Raw genomic sequence first — 18,912 nt, 5'->3', positions numbered from 1 at the left:
GCCGCTAGCCGCGCCAGAATGGCTTGAGCCCTTCCTCCAGCGCCTGGGCGCGGGTCAGGCCTATGTCCTTCAGGGCATGCTCGTCCAGCTCCAGCAGTGCCTTGCGGGTCGTCAGGCGCAGCCAGAAGCGCTGCCAGGTACTGCCGGGCAGGCGCACCGATGCGGCGGTGCGTTCTCCGGCCTGCATCAGTTCCTGTGGGTGAAGGGTCAGCCGTACATCGCTCAAGCCGCTCATCTCCGGACTCCTGGCGTTTTGGGGGTGAAGCCATTGTCCGGCGACGGGGGCTGTTCGATACAGATTCAAGATTGAAGGATTTTCTTCATACAGATTGTCGGGATCGGCATCTGAATCCACAATCGGCGGCGAATCTGTATGGTCGGCGGCCACGTGTGAGTCGCCAGGGAGAACAGCATGACGCTCTACAGCCAGCTCGCCGAAACCCTGGGTGAGCGCATCGAGCAGGGCTACTACCGCCCCGGCGACCGCCTGCCCTCGGTGCGCGCCCTGAGCCAGGAGCACGGCGTCAGCCTCAGTACCGTGCAGCAGGCCTACCGGGTGCTGGAGGACCAGGGCCTGGCGGAGCCCCGGCCCAAGTCCGGCTACTTCGTCTCTCTGCGCCGGCAGATGCCCGAGTTGCCCGCCGTGGCGCGGGCCGCCCAACGGCCGGTGGAGGTGTCGCAGTGGAGTGACCTGCTGGAGCTGGTGCGTCGCGGCGCGCGGGATGGACTGGTGCAACTGGGGCGCGGTATGCCCGACATCACCAGTCCCACCCTGCGCCCACTGCTGCGCAACCTGGCCCAGGCTGCCCGGCGCAGCGATCTCGGCGGGTTGTATTACGACAGCCTGCAGGGCTCCCAGGCGCTGCGCGAACAGGTCGCGCGCCTGCTGCTGGACAGCGGCAACCGCATACCCGCCAGCGATCTGATCATCACCACTGGCTGCCATGAAGCGCTCTCCACGGCGATCCGCACCGTGTGCCAGCCTGGCGACATCGTCGCGGTGGACTCGCCCAGCTTCCATGGCGCCATGCAGGCCCTGAAGGGCTTCGGCATGAAGGCTCTGGAACTGCCCACCGACCCGCTCAACGGCATCAGCCTGGAGGCGCTGGAGATGGCCCTGGAGCAGTGGCCGATCAAGCTCATCCAGCTCACCCCCAGTTGCAACAACCCGCTGGGCTACATCATGCCCGAGGTCCGCAAGCGCGCCCTGCTGGAGCTGGCCCAGCGCTATGACGTGGCGATCCTCGAGGACGACGTCTACGGCGACCTCGCCTACCGCTACCCGCGTCCGCGCACCATCAAGTCCTTCGACGAGGACGGTCGCGTGCTGCTTTGCAGCTCCTTCTCCAAGACCGTCGCGCCGGGCCTGCGCATGGGTTGGATCGCCCCCGGGCGCTACTTCGACCGCCTGCTGCACATGAAGTACATCTCCTCCGGCGCCACCGCCACCCAGCCGCAACTGGCGCTGGCCGAGTTCATCGCCAGCGGCGCCTACGAACCTCACGTGCGGCGTATGCGCGCCCAGTACCAGCAGGGGCGCGACCAGATGATCGACTGGGTGATGACGCACTTCCCCGAGGGCACCCGCGTCAGCCGCCCCCAGGGCGGCTTCATGCTTTGGGTGGAGCTGGCGGCCGGCTTCGACACCCTGCGCCTCAACCGCGAGTTGCTGCAGGATGGGGTGCAGATCGCCCCCGGCAGCCTCTTTTCCGCCTCCGGCAAGTACCGCAACTGCCTGCGCATGAACTACGCCCCCCGCCCCAGTGCCGCCCAGGAAGCGGCCGTACGCAAGGTGGGCGAGCGGGTGAAGGTGTTGATGGCGCAAAGCGAGGGTGCACAGGAGGAGGGCCCTGTGGGAGCGAATTCATTCGCGAGGGTATGAGCACCGATGGCTTCCGGCGTGCGATAGCAGTCCTACCCACTGATCCGATGTTTCCGGCGCTCACCCTTGCGACCGAACGGCCCTCGCCTGGCTAGAGTCCGATCTTTCCACCGGAAGAGGAGAGGCTCGTGGGCAGCCGTGATCTGCGCAAGGGACGTGTTTCCCAACTCGGCAGGGTCTATCTCGTTACCGCGACAACCGCTGATCGACGCCCGTTCTTTGCCCACTTCGCCCATGCCCGGTTGCTGGTCGGCGAGTTGAGGCGCCTGCAGCGCTTCGAGCTGGCGTACTCATTGGCCTGGGTGGTCATGCCCAATCACTTCCACTGGCTTATGCGGCTCGATGCACCGGTGTCGCTGTCTTCAGTGGTCAAGGTCTTGAAGGGGCGTACGGCCAGGCACCTGGGGCTGTTGATGGGAGAACGCTGTGCGGTCTGGCAGCCGGGTTTCCATGACCGGGCGTTGCGGCGCGAAAGTGAGCTGCTGCCGGTTGCGCGCTATGTGGTGGCGAACCCGCTGAGGGCTGGTTTGGTGAAACGCCTGGGTGATTACCCGCATTGGGATGCCATGTGGCTGTGAGTGCCTGGCGGCCCTTCGGGCCGCGTCGCGAATGAATTCGCTCCCACAGCTTCAGGGGAGTGCGCTCCGCTACTCCGTCTTCTCCCCACCCGCCAGATGCCCCGCCAAGGTCCGCAGGGCGCCGAGCTGGCGGCAGATCAGGGCCAGTTCGGTCTGCACCAGGCGTACGCGCTCGTCCATGTCTTCCGGCAACTGCTCCAGTGTCTTGGCCTGGGCCTCTTCGCTATCGCTGTGGATGGCCACCGGCTGGCGCTGGGCCATGGCGGCGGCGATGGCTTCCAGGGTGGCGGCGATGCGTTCGCCGGCCTCGGCCAGGGCCGGCTCCAGCACCAGCGGCTCGGCACTGCGGTGGGCGCCGAGGGCGGAGAGGTAGCTGAGCAGGGTGTGGGACAGCACCAGAAAGCGGAAGCCCATCTCGGCGTCCTTCCGGAAGTGCCCGGGTTCCATGAGCATGTTGGCCAGGGTAGTGGACAGCGCTGCGTCGGCGTTGTGGGCGTTGCGCCGGGCCAGGCGGTAGGCCAGGTCGTCGCGCTTGCCGCTGGTGTACTGCTGGAGGATCTGCCGCAGGTAGTGGGCGTTGTAGACCAGGGTGGTGGAGACCACTCGGTGCAACCCGCGACCCTGCCAGTCGGGGAGGATGAAGATCACCGCCAGGGCGGCGATCAGGCTGCCCAGCAGGGTATCCACCAGGCGCGGCACGAACAGGCCGTAGCTGTCGCCGACCTGGTTGAAGCAGAACAGCACCATCAGGGTGATCGCCGCCGTCGCCAGGGTGTAGCGGGTGGCGCGGTTGGTGAAGAAGATCACCCCGGCCACCACGGCGAACATCGATTGCACCAGGGCGCTGGGGAACAGGTCGAACAGTGCCCAGCCCAGGACCAGGCCGATCACCGTGCCGATGATCCGCTGCACCAGCTTGCGCCGCGTGGCGCCGAAGTTGGGCTGGCAGACAAAGACCGTGGTCAGCAGGATCCAGTAGCCCTGGCTCGGGTGGATCAGGTGCAGCACGCCGTAGCCGGCGGACAGGGCGATGGCCATGCGCAGGGCATGGCGGAACACCACCGAGGTGGGGGTGAAGTTCTGCTTCAGGCGCTCCCAGACGTCCTTCAAGCCCTTGGGCGAGCGGTCCAGCAGGCTGCTGTCCTGAGCCTCGGCGAGGGCGTCGGGGTTGCTGGCGTCGGTCAGTAGCCGATCCAGGGTGGAGAGGTTGCTGGCCAGGGCGTTGAGCGAGCGCAGCAGGCCGCGCCAGGCCGGGTTGCTCTGGATGCGCAGGTGCTCCAGGGAGCGGTGCAGGTCTTGCAGGGCCTGGGTGCCGTCGTGGTACTCGAACGGCTGGCGCATCTGGATGGCCTGGCCCAGGGCCTGGCAGGCGCCGCCCTGCTGGCGCAGCAGGCGCTGGCAGCGGAACAGCACGTCGCTGTGGAAGAAGGCCTCGGCCAACTGGTTGTAGGGGTAGTGGGAGGAGCTGGCGCGCTCGTGGATGTCCTGGGCCAGGAAGTACAGCTTCAGGTAGCGGCTGACCTTGGGCCGCGGCCGGGCGTTGCCGACCCGGTGCAGGATGATTTCCTTGGCGGCGTTGAGCGCGCTGACCACCTTGCCGTTCTGCTGGGCCAGCTCCAGGCGCTTGGCCTCTACGTCCAGCTCCCGCAGGGGCTCGAACAGGCTGGACTTGAGCTTGAGGTACTGCCCCAGCTCGCGGTAGAGCCGCGCCAGGCTCTGCTGCACTGGCTGGTGGGTGAACAGCGCCTGCCAGATCACCGAGAGCAGGCCGTACCAGGCGGCGCCGCTCACCAGCAGTGCCGGTTCGCGCCAGAGGTCGTCGGGCACGCCATTGCGCTGGTCGACGCCGATCATGCTGTAGATCGACAGGATCAGCGTCGCCGAGGCGATGGTGGCGTAACGCTCGCCCAGTGCGCCGAGCATGGTCAGGCCGAAGCTGGCCAGCGCCAGGGCGGCGACGAACAACCAGGGGTAGGGGAACAGCAACTCCACCGAGAGCGAAGCGATGCTGAAGCAGCCCAGGGTCACCAGCAGCGCCTGGATACGCCCTTGCCAACTGTCGTCAGTTTCCGCGAGGGCGCTGGCGATGATGCCGAGGAACAGCGGGATGAGGGCGTCCATCCGGTCCAGGGACCAGCACAACGCCATGCTGCCGGTCAGCGCAATGGAGACCCGCAGGCTGTAGCTGAACTTGTCCTGGGCCCAGAGGCGGCGCAGGGAATGGCTGAACGACGTAGCGGACATGGTGGCCTTGTGAGCGGGCGATTCGGAACGGCAGCCGCATAGAGCGGCCTGCCTGAGGTTACCGCTTGGATGTTTCCCGGGCGAGGTGGGTTACAGCGATACGCCGCGTTTGTGCAGTGCCTGGCGCCGGTGGGCATGCTGGCGTCAGGCGATTGTTCGGCGCCTCCGTCTGAAGCGGTCTACCCTGAGAAGGCGGCCTCCCGGGTGCTGCCGTCTCTGCCTGGAAGTGGGACTCTCCTATGACCAAGACTCTTCGCTTGCTGTTCCTGTTCCTGTTCTTGCTGCTGGGTGCGGCTGGCCTGCGCGCCGAGCCGCTGCGGCTGGCCGGTGACGTCTGGCCGCCCTTCACCGATGCGCGCTTGCCGGGAAATGGCCTCGCCGTGCAGTTGGTGGAGGCCGCCCTGCAGCGCGCCGGCTACACCACGAAGTACTTTGAGGTGCCCTGGGCCCGAGTGCTGCAGGGCGTGCAGGTGGGTGACTATGACGTGGTGGTGAGCGCCTGGTACAAGGACGACCGGGTGGTCTATGGGCTGTACTCCGAGCCTTACCTGGTCAACCGTATCCGCTTCGTGCAGCGCCGCGGCGCCGGTCTCCACTACACGAAGCTGGATGACCTGTTGCCCTACAGCCTGGCGGTGGTGCGCGGCTATGCCTATTTCCCTGGCTTCGACCAGGACGCCCGCCTGAAGCGGCTGTCGGTGGTGGGCTTCGAGATGGGCGCGCGGATGGTGGCGGCGGGGCGGGTGAACCTGACCCTGGAGGACGAGCTGGTGGCCCGCTACCACTTCGGCCGTGGGCTCAAGGGCATCCGCGATGAGCTGGAGTTCCTGCCGCAACCACTGTCGGAGAACAACCTGGCGATCCTCGTGCGCCGCAGTCTGCCCCAGCACCGTGAGGTGGTGGAGCGTTTCAACCGGGCACTGCAAGAGATGCGCGAGGACGGCACCTACCAGCGCATCCTCGACGCTCAGGGGCTCTGAGCGCCTGCTCCAGCGCGAAGCAGGTCTGAGCGTCAGAGCAGGGTGCGCCCGCGCCCCTGGCTCTTGGCTTCGTAGAGGCGCTGGTCGGCTTTCTGCAGCAGGGCTTCCAACTCCTCCGGCTCGCCGTGGTAGACCCCTGCGCTGAACGACAGCGGCGGTGCCTCATCGGCATAGCGCAGCCGTGCGCAATTGCGCCGCAACTGGTCCAGCGTCGCCTGAACGGTCACGCCGTCGGCGTCGCTGAGCAGGGCGAACTCCTCGCCGCCCAGGCGGCCCAGCACGGCATCGGGGAAGCTGTGGCGGAACACCTTGGCGAACATCACCAGGGCGGTGTCGCCGCTGGCGTGGCCGTAGTCGTCGTTGATGCGCTTGAAGAAGTCCAGATCGATCATCGCCACGCTGATCGGCTGGCTGTTGCGCCGGGCCTGCTGCAGGCGTTCGGCGCACTGCTCGTAGAACGCACGGCGGTTGAACAGCTCGGTGAGCGAGTCGTACAGCGCGGCCTGGCGCAGGGCCTTGAGCATGTCGCGGCGCTCCAGGCTGAACATCACCCGGCAGTTCAGCTCCTCGGTGCAGAAGGGCTTGCGCAGGAAGTCATCGGCACCGTGCTTGATGAACATGGCGCTGAGCGAGCCCTTTGCGTCGGCCGACAGGCCGAGGATGATCAACTCGTTGCGGCGCATCTTCTGGCGCAGGGTCTTCACCAGCTCGAAGCCGCTGATACCGGGCATGCCGTGGTCAACCAGCAGCAGGTCGATGTCGGTCTGCTCCTGGAGGATGCGCAAGGCCTCGTCGCCGTCGCAGGCTTCGATCACCTGGTACTGGTGGGGTGTCAGCACCCGGCGGACGAACTTGCGGGTGGCGTCGGAATCCTCGGCCACCAGGATCTTCACCCCGCGGTTGCGCTCCAGGCGGTGCAGCAGGCGGAAGGCGTACTCGTAGGAGTGCTGACTTTCCTTGAGCACGTAGTCCACCACGCCCTTGAGCAGCAGGTTGTCGCGGCGTTGCTCGTCGTAGGAGCCGGTGAGGACGATGCAGGGCACGGCATGGCGCAGCACCAGATCGACCACCTCGCCGTCCGGGGCATCCGGCAGGTTGAGGTCGACGATGGCGGCGAAGAACAGCGCGGCCGAGGTTTCCAGCAGCACTTCGGCCTCGCCCATGCTGGCGCAGAACAGCGGCTGCAGGTCCGGCTCCTGGCGGAACAGGTGCTCCAGGATCTTAAGGACCAGCGGGCTGTCTTCGATGACCAGAATGTTGCGCACTACTTGCTCCATTGCCTCGACGACAGGCACGTTGTCGCCAGCGCTGTGTTTCGATCGATCCGTTCCGGGGTGTCGCTAGAGGAGGCGCACCTTGAAGATACGCCCCTTGATCCGGCCTTCCGCAAGACGCTGGAGTGCCTGGCGGGCAATGCTCCTGTCCACGGCCACGAAGGCCTGGAAGTCGAAGATGGCTATCTTGCCCACCTGCGTGCCGGGAATTCCAGCCTCGCCGGTGAGTGCGCCGAGGATATCGCCAGGGCGAACCTTGTCCTTGCGCCCTCCACTGATACACAGCGTAGCCATAGGTGGCAGAAGCGGCTCGCGATTCTTCACCACTAATTCATCCAGGCGCTGCCAGTTCAGCGGCGCCTGCTGCAGGGCTTCGATGGCCGAGGCGCGGCTGGCCTCGGCCGGGGCCACCAGGCTCAGGGCCAGGCCCTTCTCCCCGGCACGGCCGCTGCGGCCGACGCGGTGGATGTGCACTTCGGCATCGCGGGACAGCTCGACGTTGATCACCGCTTCCAGCCCGGCAATGTCCAGGCCACGGGCGGCGACGTCGGTGGCCACCAGCACGCAGAGGCTGCGATTGGCGAACAGGGTCAGCACCTGGTCGCGGTCGCGCTGCTCCATTTCGCCGTGCAGGCTCTGTGCCGAAATACGCAGGGACTGCAGGTGTGCCACCAGCTCCTGGCACTGCTGCCGGGTCTGGCAGAAGGCGATGCAGGACTGCGGGCGCACGTGCATGAGCAGGTGGGCCACGGCTTCGAAGCGCTGGCGCGGGTCGATCTCGTAGAAGCGCTGCTCGATCTGCTGGTCGTCGTGCCGCGACTCCACTTCGACCCGCTGCGGGTCACGCAGGAAGCGCGAGGCCAATCGGCCGATGCCATCGGGGTAGGTGGCGGAAAACAGCAGGGTCTGGCGCTTGGCCGGGGCCAGGCTGACGACTTCCTCGATGGCCTCGATGAAGCCCATGTCGAGCATGCGGTCGGCCTCGTCCAGCACCAGGGTGCGCAGGCCGTCGAGCACCAGGCTGGCCCGGCGAAGGTGCTCCAGCACACGGCCCGGGGTGCCGACGACGATGTGCGCGCCGTGCTCCAGGGAGCCGATCTGCGGGCCCAGCGGCATGCCGCCGCACAGGGTGAGGATCTTGATGTTGTCTGCCGCACGGGCCAGCCGGCGCAGTTCCTTGGCCACCTGGTCGGCCAGTTCGCGGGTGGGGCATAGCACCAGGGCCTGGCAGCCGAAGAAGCGCGGGTTGAGCCCTTCCAGCAGGCCGATGCCGAAGGCGGCGGTCTTGCCGCTGCCGGTCTTGGCCTGGGCGATCAGGTCACGGCCCTGGAGGATCACGGGCAGACCGAGGGCCTGGATGGGCGTTGTCTCCCGGTAGCCGAGGGCCTCGAGGTTGGCCTGCATGGCGGCGGACAGGGGAAGACTGCTGAAGGGTAGGGTGCTCACGGAGGGGGCCTGGTGGGTCATCTGGGCGCGCAGTTTAGCAGGATGAAGAGTCATCACCGCCGGCCGTTGGCGACCGGCGGCGGGGTTTCAGTGGCCGCCGTCGTCCACCGGGCGGACGACGCGGCCACTGTCGGCGGGCAACTGCAGGAAGATCGCCGCCGCCATCAGGGTCAGCACGCCGACGCACAGGTAGGTGGCCTGGAAGGCTTCCAGCACGCTCTGGGCGTCGGGCTTGCCGAAGCCGCCGAGCAATGCGGCGGCCACGGCAACGCCGAGGCCCATGGACAGTTGCATCACCACCGAGAGCAGGCTGTTGCCGCTGCTGGCCTGCTGGTCGTCGAGGTCCAGCAGGGTCACGGTGTTCATGGCGGTGAACTGCATCGAGTTGACTGCACCGAGGGCAGCGAGCTGGGCCAGCAGCAGCGGGTAGGGCGTGCTGGCGTCTACCAGGGCCAGGCTGGCGATCAGGCCGCCAAGCAGGGCGGTGTTGCCCAGCAGCAGGCGGCGGTAGCCGAGGCGGTCCAGCAGTGGCTTGGCCAGGGGTTTGGCGAGCATGGCCGAGAGCGCCAGGGGGATCAGCGTCATGCCCGCCTGGGCCGGGCCGAAGCCCAGCGCCACCTGCAGCAGTAGCGGGGTGAGGAACGGCAGGGCGCCGCTGCCCAGGCGCGAGAACAGGTTGCCGAGGATGCCGGCGGCGAAGGTGCGGGTGCGGAACAGCGAGGGTGGGAACAGCGGCTGCTCGATCTGCATGGCGTGCAGCCAGTAGGCCGCCAGGCAGGCGATGCCGGCGAACAGCAGGAGCATCACCCGCACGTGGGGCAGGTGCAGTTCGCCCAGGCCTTCCAGGGCGATGGTGATCAGCACCATCGCCGTGCCGAACAGCAGGAAGCCGCGCAGGTCCAGGCGCACCGGGCCGCTGCTGCGCAGGTCCGGCAGAAAGCGCCCGGCGGCGTAGGCGCCGAGCAGGCCCACCGGCAGGTTGATGAGGAAGATCCAGTGCCAGGTGGCGTATTCCACCAGCCAGCCGCCAAGGGTCGGGCCGATCAGTGGGCCGAGCAGGCCGGGCAGGGTGACGAAGCTCATGATCCGCACCAGCTCGGTGCGGGGGTAGCTGCGCAGCACCATCAGCCGGCCCACGGGCATCATCAGGGCGCCGCCCAGGCCTTGCACCACCCGCGCCACCACCAGTTGGCCGAGGGTGTTGGAGAGGGCGCAGGACAACGAGCCGAGGGTGAACAGCAGCACCGCCCCGAGGAACACCCGACGGGTGCCGAAGCGGTCCGCCAGCCAGCCGGAGGCGGGGATCAGCAGGGCCACGGTGAGCATGTAGGCGATCACCACCGACTGCATGCGCAGCGGGTCTTCGGCGAGGTCGCGGGCCATGGTGGGCAGGGCGGTGTTGAGGATGGTGCCGTCCAGGGCCTGCATGAAGAAGGCGATGGCCACGAGCCAGGGCAGCAGGCGGGCGGTGCGGGAATCGAGCGGTGGTGAGGCGGGCATGGGAATCCTCGAGAGGATGACCCGGGGACTTTAGGCTGGCAGGAGGGCGCTGTCATCCGTTGCCCGCCACGGCTGCGCCGTGGCGGGCGTCGGGTCAGCTCGCCTTGCGCTGCGGCTCGGTGCGCACGGGGGCGTCACCGGCCACGTAGTACGCAGCGGTGCTGCGTGGCAGCGGTTGGCGGCCACGGATTTTGTCGGCGATCTTCTCGGCCATCATGATGGTGGTGGCGTTGAGGTTGCCGGTGATGATCTCCGGCATGATCGACGCGTCCACCACCCTCAGGCCTTCCATACCGTGTACGCGGCCCTGGCCATCCACCACCGCCATGTCGTCGGTGCCCATCTTGCAGGAGCAGGAGGGGTGGAACGCGGTTTCGGCGTGGTTGCGGATGAATTCGTCCAGCTCGGCATCGGTCTGCTTGTCCGCGCCCGGGCTCAGCTCGCGACCGCGATAGGGGTCGAGGGCCGGCTGGGCCATGATTTCGCGGGTGATGCGGATGCCGTCGCGGAACTCCTGCCAGTCCTGCTCGTGGGACATGTAGTTGAACAGGATGCTCGGGTGCTGGCGCGGGTCGCGGGACTTCACGTGGATACGGCCGCGGCTCGGCGAGCGCATGGAGCCCATGTGCGCCTGGAAGCCGTGCTCCTGCACGCCCTTGCTGCCGTTGTAGTTAATCGCCACCGGCAGGAAGTGGTACTGGATGTTGGGCCAGGCGAACTCGGGGCGGGTGCGGATGAAGCCACCGGCCTCGAACTGGTTGCTGGCGCCCAGGCCCTTGCCGAGGAACAGCCACTCGGCACCGATGGCCGGCTGGTTCCACCACTTGGTGGCCGGGTAGATGGAGACCGGCTCCTTGCAGGCGTACTGCAGGTACAGCTCGAGGTGGTCCTGCAGGTTGGCGCCGACGCCGGGCAGGTCGTGGACAACCGGGATGTCGAGGCTGCGCAGCAGGTCGCTGGGGCCGACGCCGGAGCGTTGCAGCAGTTGCGGCGAGGCGATGGCACCGCTGCAGACGATCACTTCACGGCGGGCGTGGGCGGTGATGCGCTGGTCGCTGTCGCCCTTGAGGTAGTCAACGCCGATGGCGCGCTTGCCGCTGAACAGCACGCGGTCGGTCAGGGCGTGGGTGACGATGGTCAGGTTCGGGCGGTTGCGCGCCTGGTCCAGGTAGCCACGGCCGGTGGCGGCACGGCGACCTTTCGGGGTGACGGTGCGGTCCATGGGGCCGAAGCCTTCCTGCTGGTAGCCGTTGAGGTCATCGGTACGCGGGTAGCCGGCCTGTACGCCGGCCTCGACCATGGCGTGGAACAGCGGGTTGTTGCCGTTCTTCGGCGTGGTGACGCTCACCGGGCCGTCGCCGCCGTGGTAGTCGTTGGGGCCGATGTCGCGGGTCTCGGCCTTGCGGAAGTAGGGCAGGCAGTCGAGGTAGGTCCAGTCTTCCAGGCCCGGGGCCTTGGCCCAGGTGTCGAAATCCAGGGCGTTGCCGCGGATGTAGCACATGCCGTTGATCAGCGAGGAGCCACCCAGGCCCTTGCCGCGCCCGCATTCCATGCGGCGGTTGTTCATGTAGGGCTCGGGGTCGGTCTCGTAGGCCCAGTTGTAGCGGCGGCCCTGCAGCGGGTAGGCGAGGGCGGCGGGCATCTGGGTGCGGAAGTCGAAGCGGTAGTCGGGGCCACCGGCTTCCAGCAGCAGGACGCTGACGTCGGCGTCTTCGGTCAGGCGGGTAGCCAGTACGTTACCGGCCGAGCCGGCACCGACGATGATGTAGTCGAATTCCATGGGTCATCCTCCGGATGGGCTGCGGGCTGCAAGCGCCAGGCCGCACCGTGTGCGGCGCGCGGGCTTGCAGCCGAGTCGCTTGAGGCTTGCGGGGGCTGGGCTCAGAACACCGAGGCGTAGTCGCCGAGCTCCACCTGCACGGACTTGATGCGGGTGTAGTGGGCCAGGGTGGTGATGCCGTTCTCGCGGCCGACGCCGGATTGCTTGTAGCCACCCACCGGCATCTCGGCGGGGGATTCGCCCCAGGTGTTGATCCAGCAGATGCCGGCTTCCAGCTTGTGGATCACACGGTGGGCGCGGGCCAGGTCGCGGGTGACGACGCCGGCGGCCAGGCCGTAGTCGGTGTCGTTGGCGCGGCGGATCACTTCGTCTTCGGTTTCGTAGGTGAGGATGCTCATCACCGGGCCGAAGATTTCCTCGCGGACGATGGTCATGTCGTCGGTGCAGTCGGCGAACACGGTGGCGGCCACATAGGCGCCCTTGGCGAACTCGCCTTCGGTCACACGCTCACCGCCGATCACCAGGCGTGCGCCTTCCTTGCGGCCGGCCTCGATGTAGCCGAGCACGCTTTCCATGTGGGCGAAGCTGGTCAGCGGGCCGAAGTTGGTGCTGGCCTGCTCCGGGTTGCCCAGGCGGATGCGCTTGACGCGCTCGACCACCTTGGCTTCGAAGGCTGCAGCCAGGGATTTGGGCACGAACACGCGGGTGCCGTTGGTGCAGACCTGGCCGGAGCTGAAGAAGTTGGCCATGACGGCGATGTCGGCGGCGCGGTCAAGGTCGGCGTCGTCGAAGATGATCAGCGGCGACTTGCCGCCCAGTTCCATGGTCACTTCCTTCAGCGAGGAGCTGGAGGCGCTGGCCATGACCTTCTTGCCGGTGGAGGTGCCGCCGGTGAAGGAAATCTTCTCGATCAGCGGGTGCTCGGTCAGCCACTGGCCGACTTCACGGCCGCTGCCGGTGAGGACGTTGAACACGCCATCCGGCACCCCGGCTTCGGTGTAGATCTCGGCCAGCTTGAGGGCGGTCAGCGGGGTGACTTCGCTGGGCTTGAAGATCATGGCGTTGCCGGCGGCCAGGGCCGGGGCGGATTTCCACATGGCGATCTGGATCGGGTAGTTCCAGGCGCCGATGCCGGCGACCACGCCGAGCGGCTCGCGGCGGGTGTAGACGAAGCTGGTTTCGCGCAGGGGGATCTGCTCGCCTTCCAGGGCGGGGATCAGGCCGGCGTAGTACTCGATCACGTCGGCGCCGGTGACGATGTCCACTGCCTGGGTCTCGGCCAGTGGCTTGCCGGTGTCGAGGGTTTCCAGCGCGGCCAGCTCATCGTTGCGCTCGCGCAGGATGTCCACGGCACGGCGCAGGATGCGCGAACGCTGCATGGCGGTCATGGCGGCCCAGACCTTCTGGCCCTCGACGGCACTGGCGACGGCGCGCTCGACGTCGTCCTTGCTGGCGCGCTGGACGTTGGCCAGGACTTCGCCATTGGCGGGGTTGATGGTTTCGAAGGTGGCGCCGCTGGTGGCTTCGACGTAGCGACCGCCGATGTAGAGCTTCTGTTCTTCGAATCGGGCCATGGGGATCGTCCTCTCAGGTCTCGTTACGCAAGGCGGGGTGCCTTTGTGCACCCCTTTCTCGTGATTCCAGGACGGCAAAGGGCCGCCCGATCAGGGTGAAAACGAGCCTACTTTATTTTTATTGAACGTTCAAACAACAAAGAATAAGCTGCGCGGCATGGACCGATGTGCGGCAGTTCGCCGCACCCTGTCCAGGCCGCAATGCAGAGGCTTCGCCGGGGTTCATGAGCGGGTCGGGCAGGGCGGCGCGGGTCTGTGGTTGCGCCGACAGGCGCGTGCCTTAACTGCCTTGGAGCTCTGCTGTCCATGAGTACCGCCTCTTCCCACCCCGGCCACGGTGTGCAGCCGCGGCTGAATCCCGTGGTGTTCTTCGGATCGACGGTGTCGATCCTGCTGCTCACCCTCGTGCTGATTCTCTTCCCCGAACAGGCCGGCCTGTGGCTCGGCAAGGCCCAGGCCTGGCTGTCCCGCAGCTTCGGCTGGTACTACATGCTGGCGATCGGTGCCTACCTGTTCTTCGTGCTCTACGTGGCCTTCTCCCGCTACGGCAACCTGCGCCTGGGGGCGGACGGCGAGCGTCCCGACTTCAGCTACGGCGCCTGGGCGGGGATGCTGTTCTCCTCGGGCATCGGCATCTCGCTGCTGTACTTCGCGGCGTCCGAACCGCTGGACCACCTCTACAACCCGCCGGAAGGCGAGGCGGGCACCCAGCACGCCGCGCGCCAGGCGTTGCAACTGACCTTCCTCCACTGGGGCGTGCACGGTTGGGCGATCTATGCGCTGGTGGGCCTGGCGGTCGGCTACTTCGCCTACCGCCACAACCAGCCGCTGGCGTTGCGCTCGGCACTCTACCCGCTGTTCGGCGAACGCCTGATGAAGGGTTCGGTGGGCAATGCGGTGGACTGCTTCGGCATCTTCGTCACCCTGCTGGGCCTGGTGACCAACCTGGGCATCGGCTCGCTGCAGGTTTCCTCCGGCCTGGAGTACCTGTTCGGCTACCCCCACAGCCAGACCGCGCTGCTGGCGGTGATCCTGGTGATGAGCCTGGTGGCGACCCTGGCCGCCGTGTCGGGCATCGAGAAGGGCATCCGCCGGCTGTCCAACCTGAACATCATCCTGTTCAGCGGCCTGCTGCTGTTCGTGCTGCTGGCGGGCAATACCCTGCACCTGCTCAACAGCCTGGTGCAGAACCTGGGCGACTACCTCAACGGCCTAGTGCTGAAGACCTTCGACCTCTATGTCTACACCGGCCAGAGCGGCAAGAGCGAAGCCTGGATGGGCCTGTGGACCCTGTTCTACTGGGCCTGGTGGATTTCCTGGGCGCCCTTCGTCGGCATGTTCATCGCCCGTATCTCCCGTGGGCGTACTGCCCGTGAGCTGGTGTGCGGCGTAATGCTGATCCCGCTGGGCTTCACCCTGGCCTGGCTGTCGGTGTTCGGCAACAGCGCGCTGGACCTGGTGATGCAGCAGAACGCCGTGGAGCTGGGCAAGGCCGCGCTGGAGCAGCCGTCCATGTCCATCTACCTGCTGCTGGAGCATTACCCGATGGCCAAGGTGGTGATCGGCCTGTCCATCTGCGTGGGCTTCGTGCTGTTCCTCACCCCGGCCGACTCCGGCTCGGTGATGCTGGCCAACCTGTCCCGCAAGGGTGGCGAGCTGGACGAGGACGCGCCGAACTGGCTGCGCATCTTCTGGTCCGTGGTGATCACCCTGGTGACCATCGGCCTGCTGTTCGCCGGCAACTTCACCGCCATGCAGACGGTGGTGGTGCTGGCGGGGCTGCCGTTCTCGGTGGTGCTGCTGCTGTACATGTTCGCCTTGCTCAAGGCGATGCGCGCCGACCTTGACGGCGAGTCGCTGGAACGCCGCTCGCCGGTATCGGTGCCCGGCCCGGTCTGATCGGCCTGCCATGCAAAACGCCCTGGGGGAAACCCCGGGGCGTTTTCGTTTCAGGCGGGTGGCGTGTCGATGGGGGACGGAGCACCACGGATCAGCGAGCGGCCTTGGCCAGTTGCTGGTCCAGGTAGTCGTAGGCGATGTGCAGGGACTGCCGGGTGTCGGCTTCGCCGGAGAGGGCACTGCGCAGCCACAGTCCGTCGATCAGTGCTGCCAGGCCGCGGGCGGCCGCGCGAGCGGTCTGGACGTCCAGCACCCTGCGCAGCTCGCAGCAGAGGTTGGAGTAGAGGCGGTGATCGTTGACCCGCTGCAGGCGGCGCAGGGAGGGGTGGTGCATGCTGGCGGCCCAGAAGGCCAGCCAGGTCTTCATGGCCGGGCCGTTGACCTGGCTGTCGTCGAAGTTGCCTTCGATGATGGCCCGCAGGTGGGCGCGTGGGCTGCCGTCCACCAGGGCGGCGCGGCGCTCGCGCACGGCGGTGCTGAGCGCCTGCATCAGGTGGCGCATGGTGGCCTCGAGCAGGCCGTTCTTGTCCTTGAAGTAGTGGCTGATGATGCCGTTGGAGACGCCGGCGAGGCGCGCGATGTAGGCGATGCTGGCGTCGGCCATGCCGACCTTGTCGACGGCCTCGAGGGTGGCATGGATCAGTTGCGAGCGGCGGATCGGCTGCATTCCGACCTTGGGCATCGGGGATTTCCACCATTTTGTGTGGGTATCGGGAAGGCGGAGTCTAGGGCGTAATTAATTGATTGATCAATCAGCGTTGTCGTCGCAGGCGGGTAGGGGCCGAGGTGCCCGGTGATGGGGCGGTTTTGCCCTGCAGGGCATCCAGGCGCTGGGGCACGGCCCATGAAAAAGCCCCCGACGGCAGGGCCGGCGGGGGCTTGGGCGAGCGTGGCGCGGCTTACTTCAGCCACTCCTCCACGCGCTGCGGGTTCTTGGCGATCCAGGCCTTGGCGGCGTCTTCCGGTTTGGCGCCTTCGCGGATGGCCAGCATCACGGCACCGACTTCCTCGCCGCTCCAGGAGAATTTCTTCAGGAAGGCGGTGGCATCGGCCGCCTTGGCTTCCAGGCCCGGGTTGGCCACGGTGTCGACGTGCTCGTCATCGCCGAAGACTTTCTTCGGGTCTTCCAGGAAACGCAGTTTCCACTTGGCGAACATCCAGTGGGGAATCCAGCCGGTCACCACGATGGGCTTCTGCGCCTTCTCGGCGCGGGTCAGGGCGGTGGCCATGGCCGGGCCGGAGCTGGGCATCAGCTTGATGTCCAGGTTGTATTGCTTGATCGCGTCTTCGGTGCGGCGCATCACGCCGGCACCGGCGTCGATCCCGGTGATCTTGCCGTCGAAATCGGCCTTGTAGGTGTTCAGGTCTTCGATGGATCTGGCCTGGACGTAGTCCGGCACGATCAGGCCGATCTTGGCCCCTTTGTAGTTGGAACCGAGGACGACCACCTTGTCCTTGAGCTTCTCGTAGTACTCGCCGTGTGTGGCCGGCAGCCAGGCCGAGAGGGTGGCGTCCAGGTCACCCCGGGCCACGCCCTGCCACATGATGGCGGGCTCGACCGGTTTGAGGTCGACGCTGTAGCCGAGCCGCTCCTTGAGGATCTCGCCGGCAACATGGGTGGCGGCGACGCTGTCGTCCCAGCCGTTGACATAGCCGATCTTCAGGGTGGGTTTGTCAGCGGCATGGGCCGTGCCGAGGCCAAGGGCCAGGGCGGCGATGCCGACGGATTGCAGACACAGGGACTTCAGCTTTCGCATACGTATTGCTCCATCAGGTGGGATTGGCAGCAGTGCTACGTTGGAGGCCTGAACCCGTTCTTGGGCGGGCTTGGCGAGTCCGCGCACCGTGGCCGGGCAGCCACGGTGGCGGAAAGGGAAGTCAGAGACCGAGGTGCTTCTTGACGGCGGCGGCGCCGTCCTGACCGTCGAAGGTGGTGACGCCGTCGAGCCACTTGTCGAGCGCGGCGGGGTTGGCTTTGAGCCAGGTGGTGGCGACCTTCATCGGGTCTTCCTTCTTCAGGATGTTCTCCATCAGCTGGCTTTCCATCTCGACGGTGAACTGCAGGTTGTTCAGCAGCTTGCCGACGTTGCTGCAGCGCGCCTCGTAGTCCGGCGGTACCACGGTGTAGACCTTGGCTGCGCCGTAGTCGGGGCCGAACACGTCATCGCCACCGGAGAGGTAGGTGATGTCGAACTGGGTGTTCATCGGGTGCGGGGCCCAGCCGAGGAAGACCACCGGCTCCTTCTTCTTGATGGCGCGTTGTACCTGCACCAGCATGCCCGCCTCGGAGGACTCGACCATGCGGAAGCCGCCCAGCTCGAACTGGTTGCTCTTGATCATCCTGTCGATCAGCAGGTTGCCGTCGTTGCCCGGCTCGATGCCGTAGATCTTGCCCCCCAGCTGGTCTTTGAACTTGGCGATGTCCTGGAAGCTCTTCAGGCCGGCCTCGGCCGCGTAGGTGGGTACGGCCAGGGTGTACTTGGCGCCTTCGAGGTTGGCGGTCGGCAGCACCTTCACGCCGTTGTCCTTGGTGAAAGGCTCGATCACCGCATCCATCGACGGGGCCCAGTAGCCCAGGAACGCATCGATCTGCTTGTTCTTCACGCCGGTGAAGGCGATCGGCACCGAGGCCATGATCTTGCGCGGGTTGTAGCCCAGGCCCTCGGTCAGCACCATGGCTACGCCGGTGGTGGCGGAGATGTCCGCCCAGCCGATTTCCGCGAAACGTACCTGTTTGCAGCTTTCCGGTTCGCCGGCCCAGGCGCCTTGCATCAGCGCACAGGTCAGCAGGCCGATGCCCGCCATCTTCTTCATGTTCTTCATCAGCAACTCCCCTGGTACTCGTTGATTGGCGTTTCTTAGGACGGCTTCACCTGGCGCTGCAGTCGTGCCCGAGCGCTGAGCCAGCCGAACAGGCTGGTGCGGCCCTGGGCGCGCGGGGTGCCGAAACTCTCGGTGATGCGGTCGAGGATGATCGCCAGCAGTACCACGGCCATGCCGCTCTCGAAGCCCAGGCCGATGTCCAGGCGCTGGATGCTGGCGAGAACGTCGTTGCCCAGGCCGCCGGCACCGACCATCGAGGCGATGATCACCATCGACAGCGCCATCATGATGGTCTGGTTGACCCCGGCCATGATCGACGGCATCGCGTTGGGAAGCTGCACCTTGTATAGCAGTTGCCAGCTGGTGCAGCCGAAGGATTGGCCTGCTTCGACGATTTCCTTGTTCACCTGGCGGATGCCGAGGCTGGTCAGGCGCACTGCCGGGGGCATGGCGAAGATCACCGTGGCGATGATCCCCGGCACGCGGCCGAGGCCGAAGAGCATGGCGGCGGGAATCAGGTAGACGAACGCCGGCATGGTCTGCATGAAGTCGAGGATCGGCCGGATGATGATGGCCACGCGCTCGCTCTTGGCAGCCCAGATGCCCAGCGGGATGCCCAGCAGCAGGCTGATCAGGGTGGAGGAGAAGGTCAGGCCGAGGGTGACCACGGTCTGTTCCCAGAAGCCGGTGAGCACGATCAGCACCAGCGAGGCGGCGGTGAACAGCGCAAACTTCACACCGATGCGCCAGAGTCCGAGGCCGACGAACACGGCGATCAGCAGCCAGGCCGGGGGCCACATCAGGAAGCGCTCGATCAGCTCGGAGAAGCCGCTGACCACCGCGCCCAGGTTCTCGAAGGCGCCGCCGTAGTTTTCCAGCAGGTGCTGGACGACGTCGTTGACCCAACTGCCCAGATCCAGTTTCTCGCTCAT

General features: G+C 66.7%; 15 protein-coding genes. 4 read left to right on the top strand and 11 right to left on the bottom strand.

The genetic code is table 11. The annotated features are described in order from the left end of the window. Positions 1-4 precede the first annotated feature (4 nt). Positions 5-235 (bottom strand): DUF1127 domain-containing protein, encoded by a 231-nt coding sequence (locus A9G05_RS00720; protein WP_069559150.1) that lies wholly within the window; start codon positions 233-235, stop codon positions 5-7. A gap of 177 nt (positions 236-412) precedes the next feature. Here A9G05_RS00720 and A9G05_RS00715 point away from each other — a divergent pair, with 177 nt between their 5' ends. Further along, positions 413-1,882, top strand: coding sequence for a PLP-dependent aminotransferase family protein (locus A9G05_RS00715; RefSeq protein ID WP_069559149.1), 1,470 nt, complete (start codon positions 413-415; stop codon positions 1,880-1,882). Between the two features lie 128 nt (positions 1,883-2,010). Then, a complete protein-coding gene (locus A9G05_RS00710) occupies positions 2,011-2,460 on the top strand; it encodes a transposase (RefSeq protein WP_069559148.1) in 450 nt (149 codons plus the stop codon). A gap of 69 nt (positions 2,461-2,529) precedes the next feature. Here the strand turns inward: A9G05_RS00710 and yccS are convergent, their stop codons facing one another. Continuing rightward, positions 2,530-4,704: a YccS family putative transporter gene (gene yccS, locus A9G05_RS00705; RefSeq protein WP_069559147.1), complete on the bottom strand. Its 2,175-nt coding sequence runs from the start codon at positions 4,702-4,704 to the stop codon at positions 2,530-2,532. A gap of 239 nt (positions 4,705-4,943) precedes the next feature. On the opposite strand from yccS, the gene A9G05_RS00700 reads away from it, so the two are divergent. After that, on the top strand, positions 4,944-5,684 hold the full coding sequence (locus tag A9G05_RS00700) for an ABC transporter substrate-binding protein (RefSeq protein WP_069559146.1): 741 nt from the start codon (positions 4,944-4,946) through the stop codon (positions 5,682-5,684). 32 nt (positions 5,685-5,716) lie between these two features. Here A9G05_RS00700 and A9G05_RS00695 read toward each other — a convergent pair whose 3' ends face one another. The 5 genes from A9G05_RS00695 to betB all read right to left on the bottom strand — a co-directional run bounded on the left by A9G05_RS00695 (position 5,717) and on the right by betB (position 13,258). Continuing rightward, positions 5,717-6,949: a diguanylate cyclase domain-containing protein gene (locus A9G05_RS00695; protein ID WP_069559145.1), complete on the bottom strand. Its 1,233-nt coding sequence runs from the start codon at positions 6,947-6,949 to the stop codon at positions 5,717-5,719. Between the two features lie 75 nt (positions 6,950-7,024). Then, complete coding sequence (dbpA, locus tag A9G05_RS00690) at positions 7,025-8,425, bottom strand: ATP-dependent RNA helicase DbpA (RefSeq protein ID WP_371850543.1); 1,401 nt, start codon at positions 8,423-8,425, stop codon at positions 7,025-7,027. A gap of 66 nt (positions 8,426-8,491) precedes the next feature. Further along, positions 8,492-9,904 (bottom strand): multidrug transporter subunit MdtD, encoded by a 1,413-nt coding sequence (mdtD, locus tag A9G05_RS00685; RefSeq protein WP_069559144.1) that lies wholly within the window; start codon positions 9,902-9,904, stop codon positions 8,492-8,494. Between the two features lie 94 nt (positions 9,905-9,998). Beyond that, the gene (betA, locus tag A9G05_RS00680; protein ID WP_069559143.1) at positions 9,999-11,684 is read right to left on the bottom strand and encodes a choline dehydrogenase; all 1,686 of its coding nucleotides are present in this window, start codon (positions 11,682-11,684) and stop codon (positions 9,999-10,001) included. 101 nt (positions 11,685-11,785) lie between these two features. Continuing rightward, positions 11,786-13,258 (bottom strand): betaine-aldehyde dehydrogenase, encoded by a 1,473-nt coding sequence (gene betB, locus A9G05_RS00675; RefSeq protein ID WP_044409245.1) that lies wholly within the window; start codon positions 13,256-13,258, stop codon positions 11,786-11,788. 363 nt (positions 13,259-13,621) lie between these two features. On the opposite strand from betB, the gene A9G05_RS00670 reads away from it, so the two are divergent. After that, complete coding sequence (locus tag A9G05_RS00670) at positions 13,622-15,157, top strand: BCCT family transporter (RefSeq protein ID WP_069559239.1); 1,536 nt, start codon at positions 13,622-13,624, stop codon at positions 15,155-15,157. A gap of 91 nt (positions 15,158-15,248) precedes the next feature. Here the strand turns inward: A9G05_RS00670 and betI are convergent, their stop codons facing one another. The 4 genes from betI to A9G05_RS00650 form a co-directional block, all read right to left on the bottom strand. Beyond that, positions 15,249-15,839, bottom strand: a complete 591-nt coding sequence (gene betI, locus A9G05_RS00665) for a transcriptional regulator BetI (protein ID WP_069559142.1) — start codon at positions 15,837-15,839, stop codon at positions 15,249-15,251. Positions 15,840-16,056: 217 nt separating this feature from the next. Next, positions 16,057-16,914 (bottom strand): glycine betaine ABC transporter substrate-binding protein, encoded by an 858-nt coding sequence (locus tag A9G05_RS00660; protein ID WP_069559141.1) that lies wholly within the window; start codon positions 16,912-16,914, stop codon positions 16,057-16,059. A 121-nt stretch (positions 16,915-17,035) separates the two neighbouring features. Beyond that, entirely contained in the window at positions 17,036-17,980 is a 945-nt protein-coding gene (locus A9G05_RS00655; RefSeq protein ID WP_069559140.1) for a choline ABC transporter substrate-binding protein, read from the bottom strand. Between the two features lie 35 nt (positions 17,981-18,015). Next, positions 18,016-18,912 carry a proline/glycine betaine ABC transporter permease gene (locus A9G05_RS00650; RefSeq protein WP_069559139.1) on the bottom strand — a complete coding sequence of 299 codons (897 nt, stop codon included), beginning with the start codon at positions 18,910-18,912 and terminating at the stop codon, positions 18,016-18,018.

It is taken from the genome of Pseudomonas sp. ENNP23 (assembly GCF_001728945.1).
Taxonomy (GTDB): domain Bacteria; phylum Pseudomonadota; class Gammaproteobacteria; order Pseudomonadales; family Pseudomonadaceae; genus Metapseudomonas; species Metapseudomonas otitidis.
Note: the sequence above shows the minus strand (reverse complement) of the source record. Positions and strands in the feature narration are given on the sequence as shown.

Coding starts and splice junctions, on each gene's coding strand:
- yccS (WP_069559147.1), bottom strand. CDS start 4,704: ATGTCCGCTACGTCGTTCAGCCATTCCCTGCGCCGCCTCTGGGCCCAG.
- A9G05_RS00700 (WP_069559146.1), top strand. CDS start 4,944: ATGACCAAGACTCTTCGCTTGCTGTTCCTGTTCCTGTTCTTGCTGCTG.
- A9G05_RS00650 (WP_069559139.1), bottom strand. CDS start 18,912: ATGAGCGAGAAACTGGATCTGGGCAGTTGGGTCAACGACGTCGTCCAG.
- A9G05_RS00660 (WP_069559141.1), bottom strand. CDS start 16,914: ATGCGAAAGCTGAAGTCCCTGTGTCTGCAATCCGTCGGCATCGCCGCC.
- dbpA (WP_371850543.1), bottom strand. CDS start 8,425: ATGACCCACCAGGCCCCCTCCGTGAGCACCCTACCCTTCAGCAGTCTT.
- A9G05_RS00720 (WP_069559150.1), bottom strand. CDS start 235: ATGAGCGGCTTGAGCGATGTACGGCTGACCCTTCACCCACAGGAACTG.
- betI (WP_069559142.1), bottom strand. CDS start 15,839: ATGCCCAAGGTCGGAATGCAGCCGATCCGCCGCTCGCAACTGATCCAT.
- A9G05_RS00655 (WP_069559140.1), bottom strand. CDS start 17,980: ATGAAGAACATGAAGAAGATGGCGGGCATCGGCCTGCTGACCTGTGCG.
- betA (WP_069559143.1), bottom strand. CDS start 11,684: ATGGAATTCGACTACATCATCGTCGGTGCCGGCTCGGCCGGTAACGTA.
- A9G05_RS00715 (WP_069559149.1), top strand. CDS start 413: ATGACGCTCTACAGCCAGCTCGCCGAAACCCTGGGTGAGCGCATCGAG.
- mdtD (WP_069559144.1), bottom strand. CDS start 9,904: ATGCCCGCCTCACCACCGCTCGATTCCCGCACCGCCCGCCTGCTGCCC.
- betB (WP_044409245.1), bottom strand. CDS start 13,258: ATGGCCCGATTCGAAGAACAGAAGCTCTACATCGGCGGTCGCTACGTC.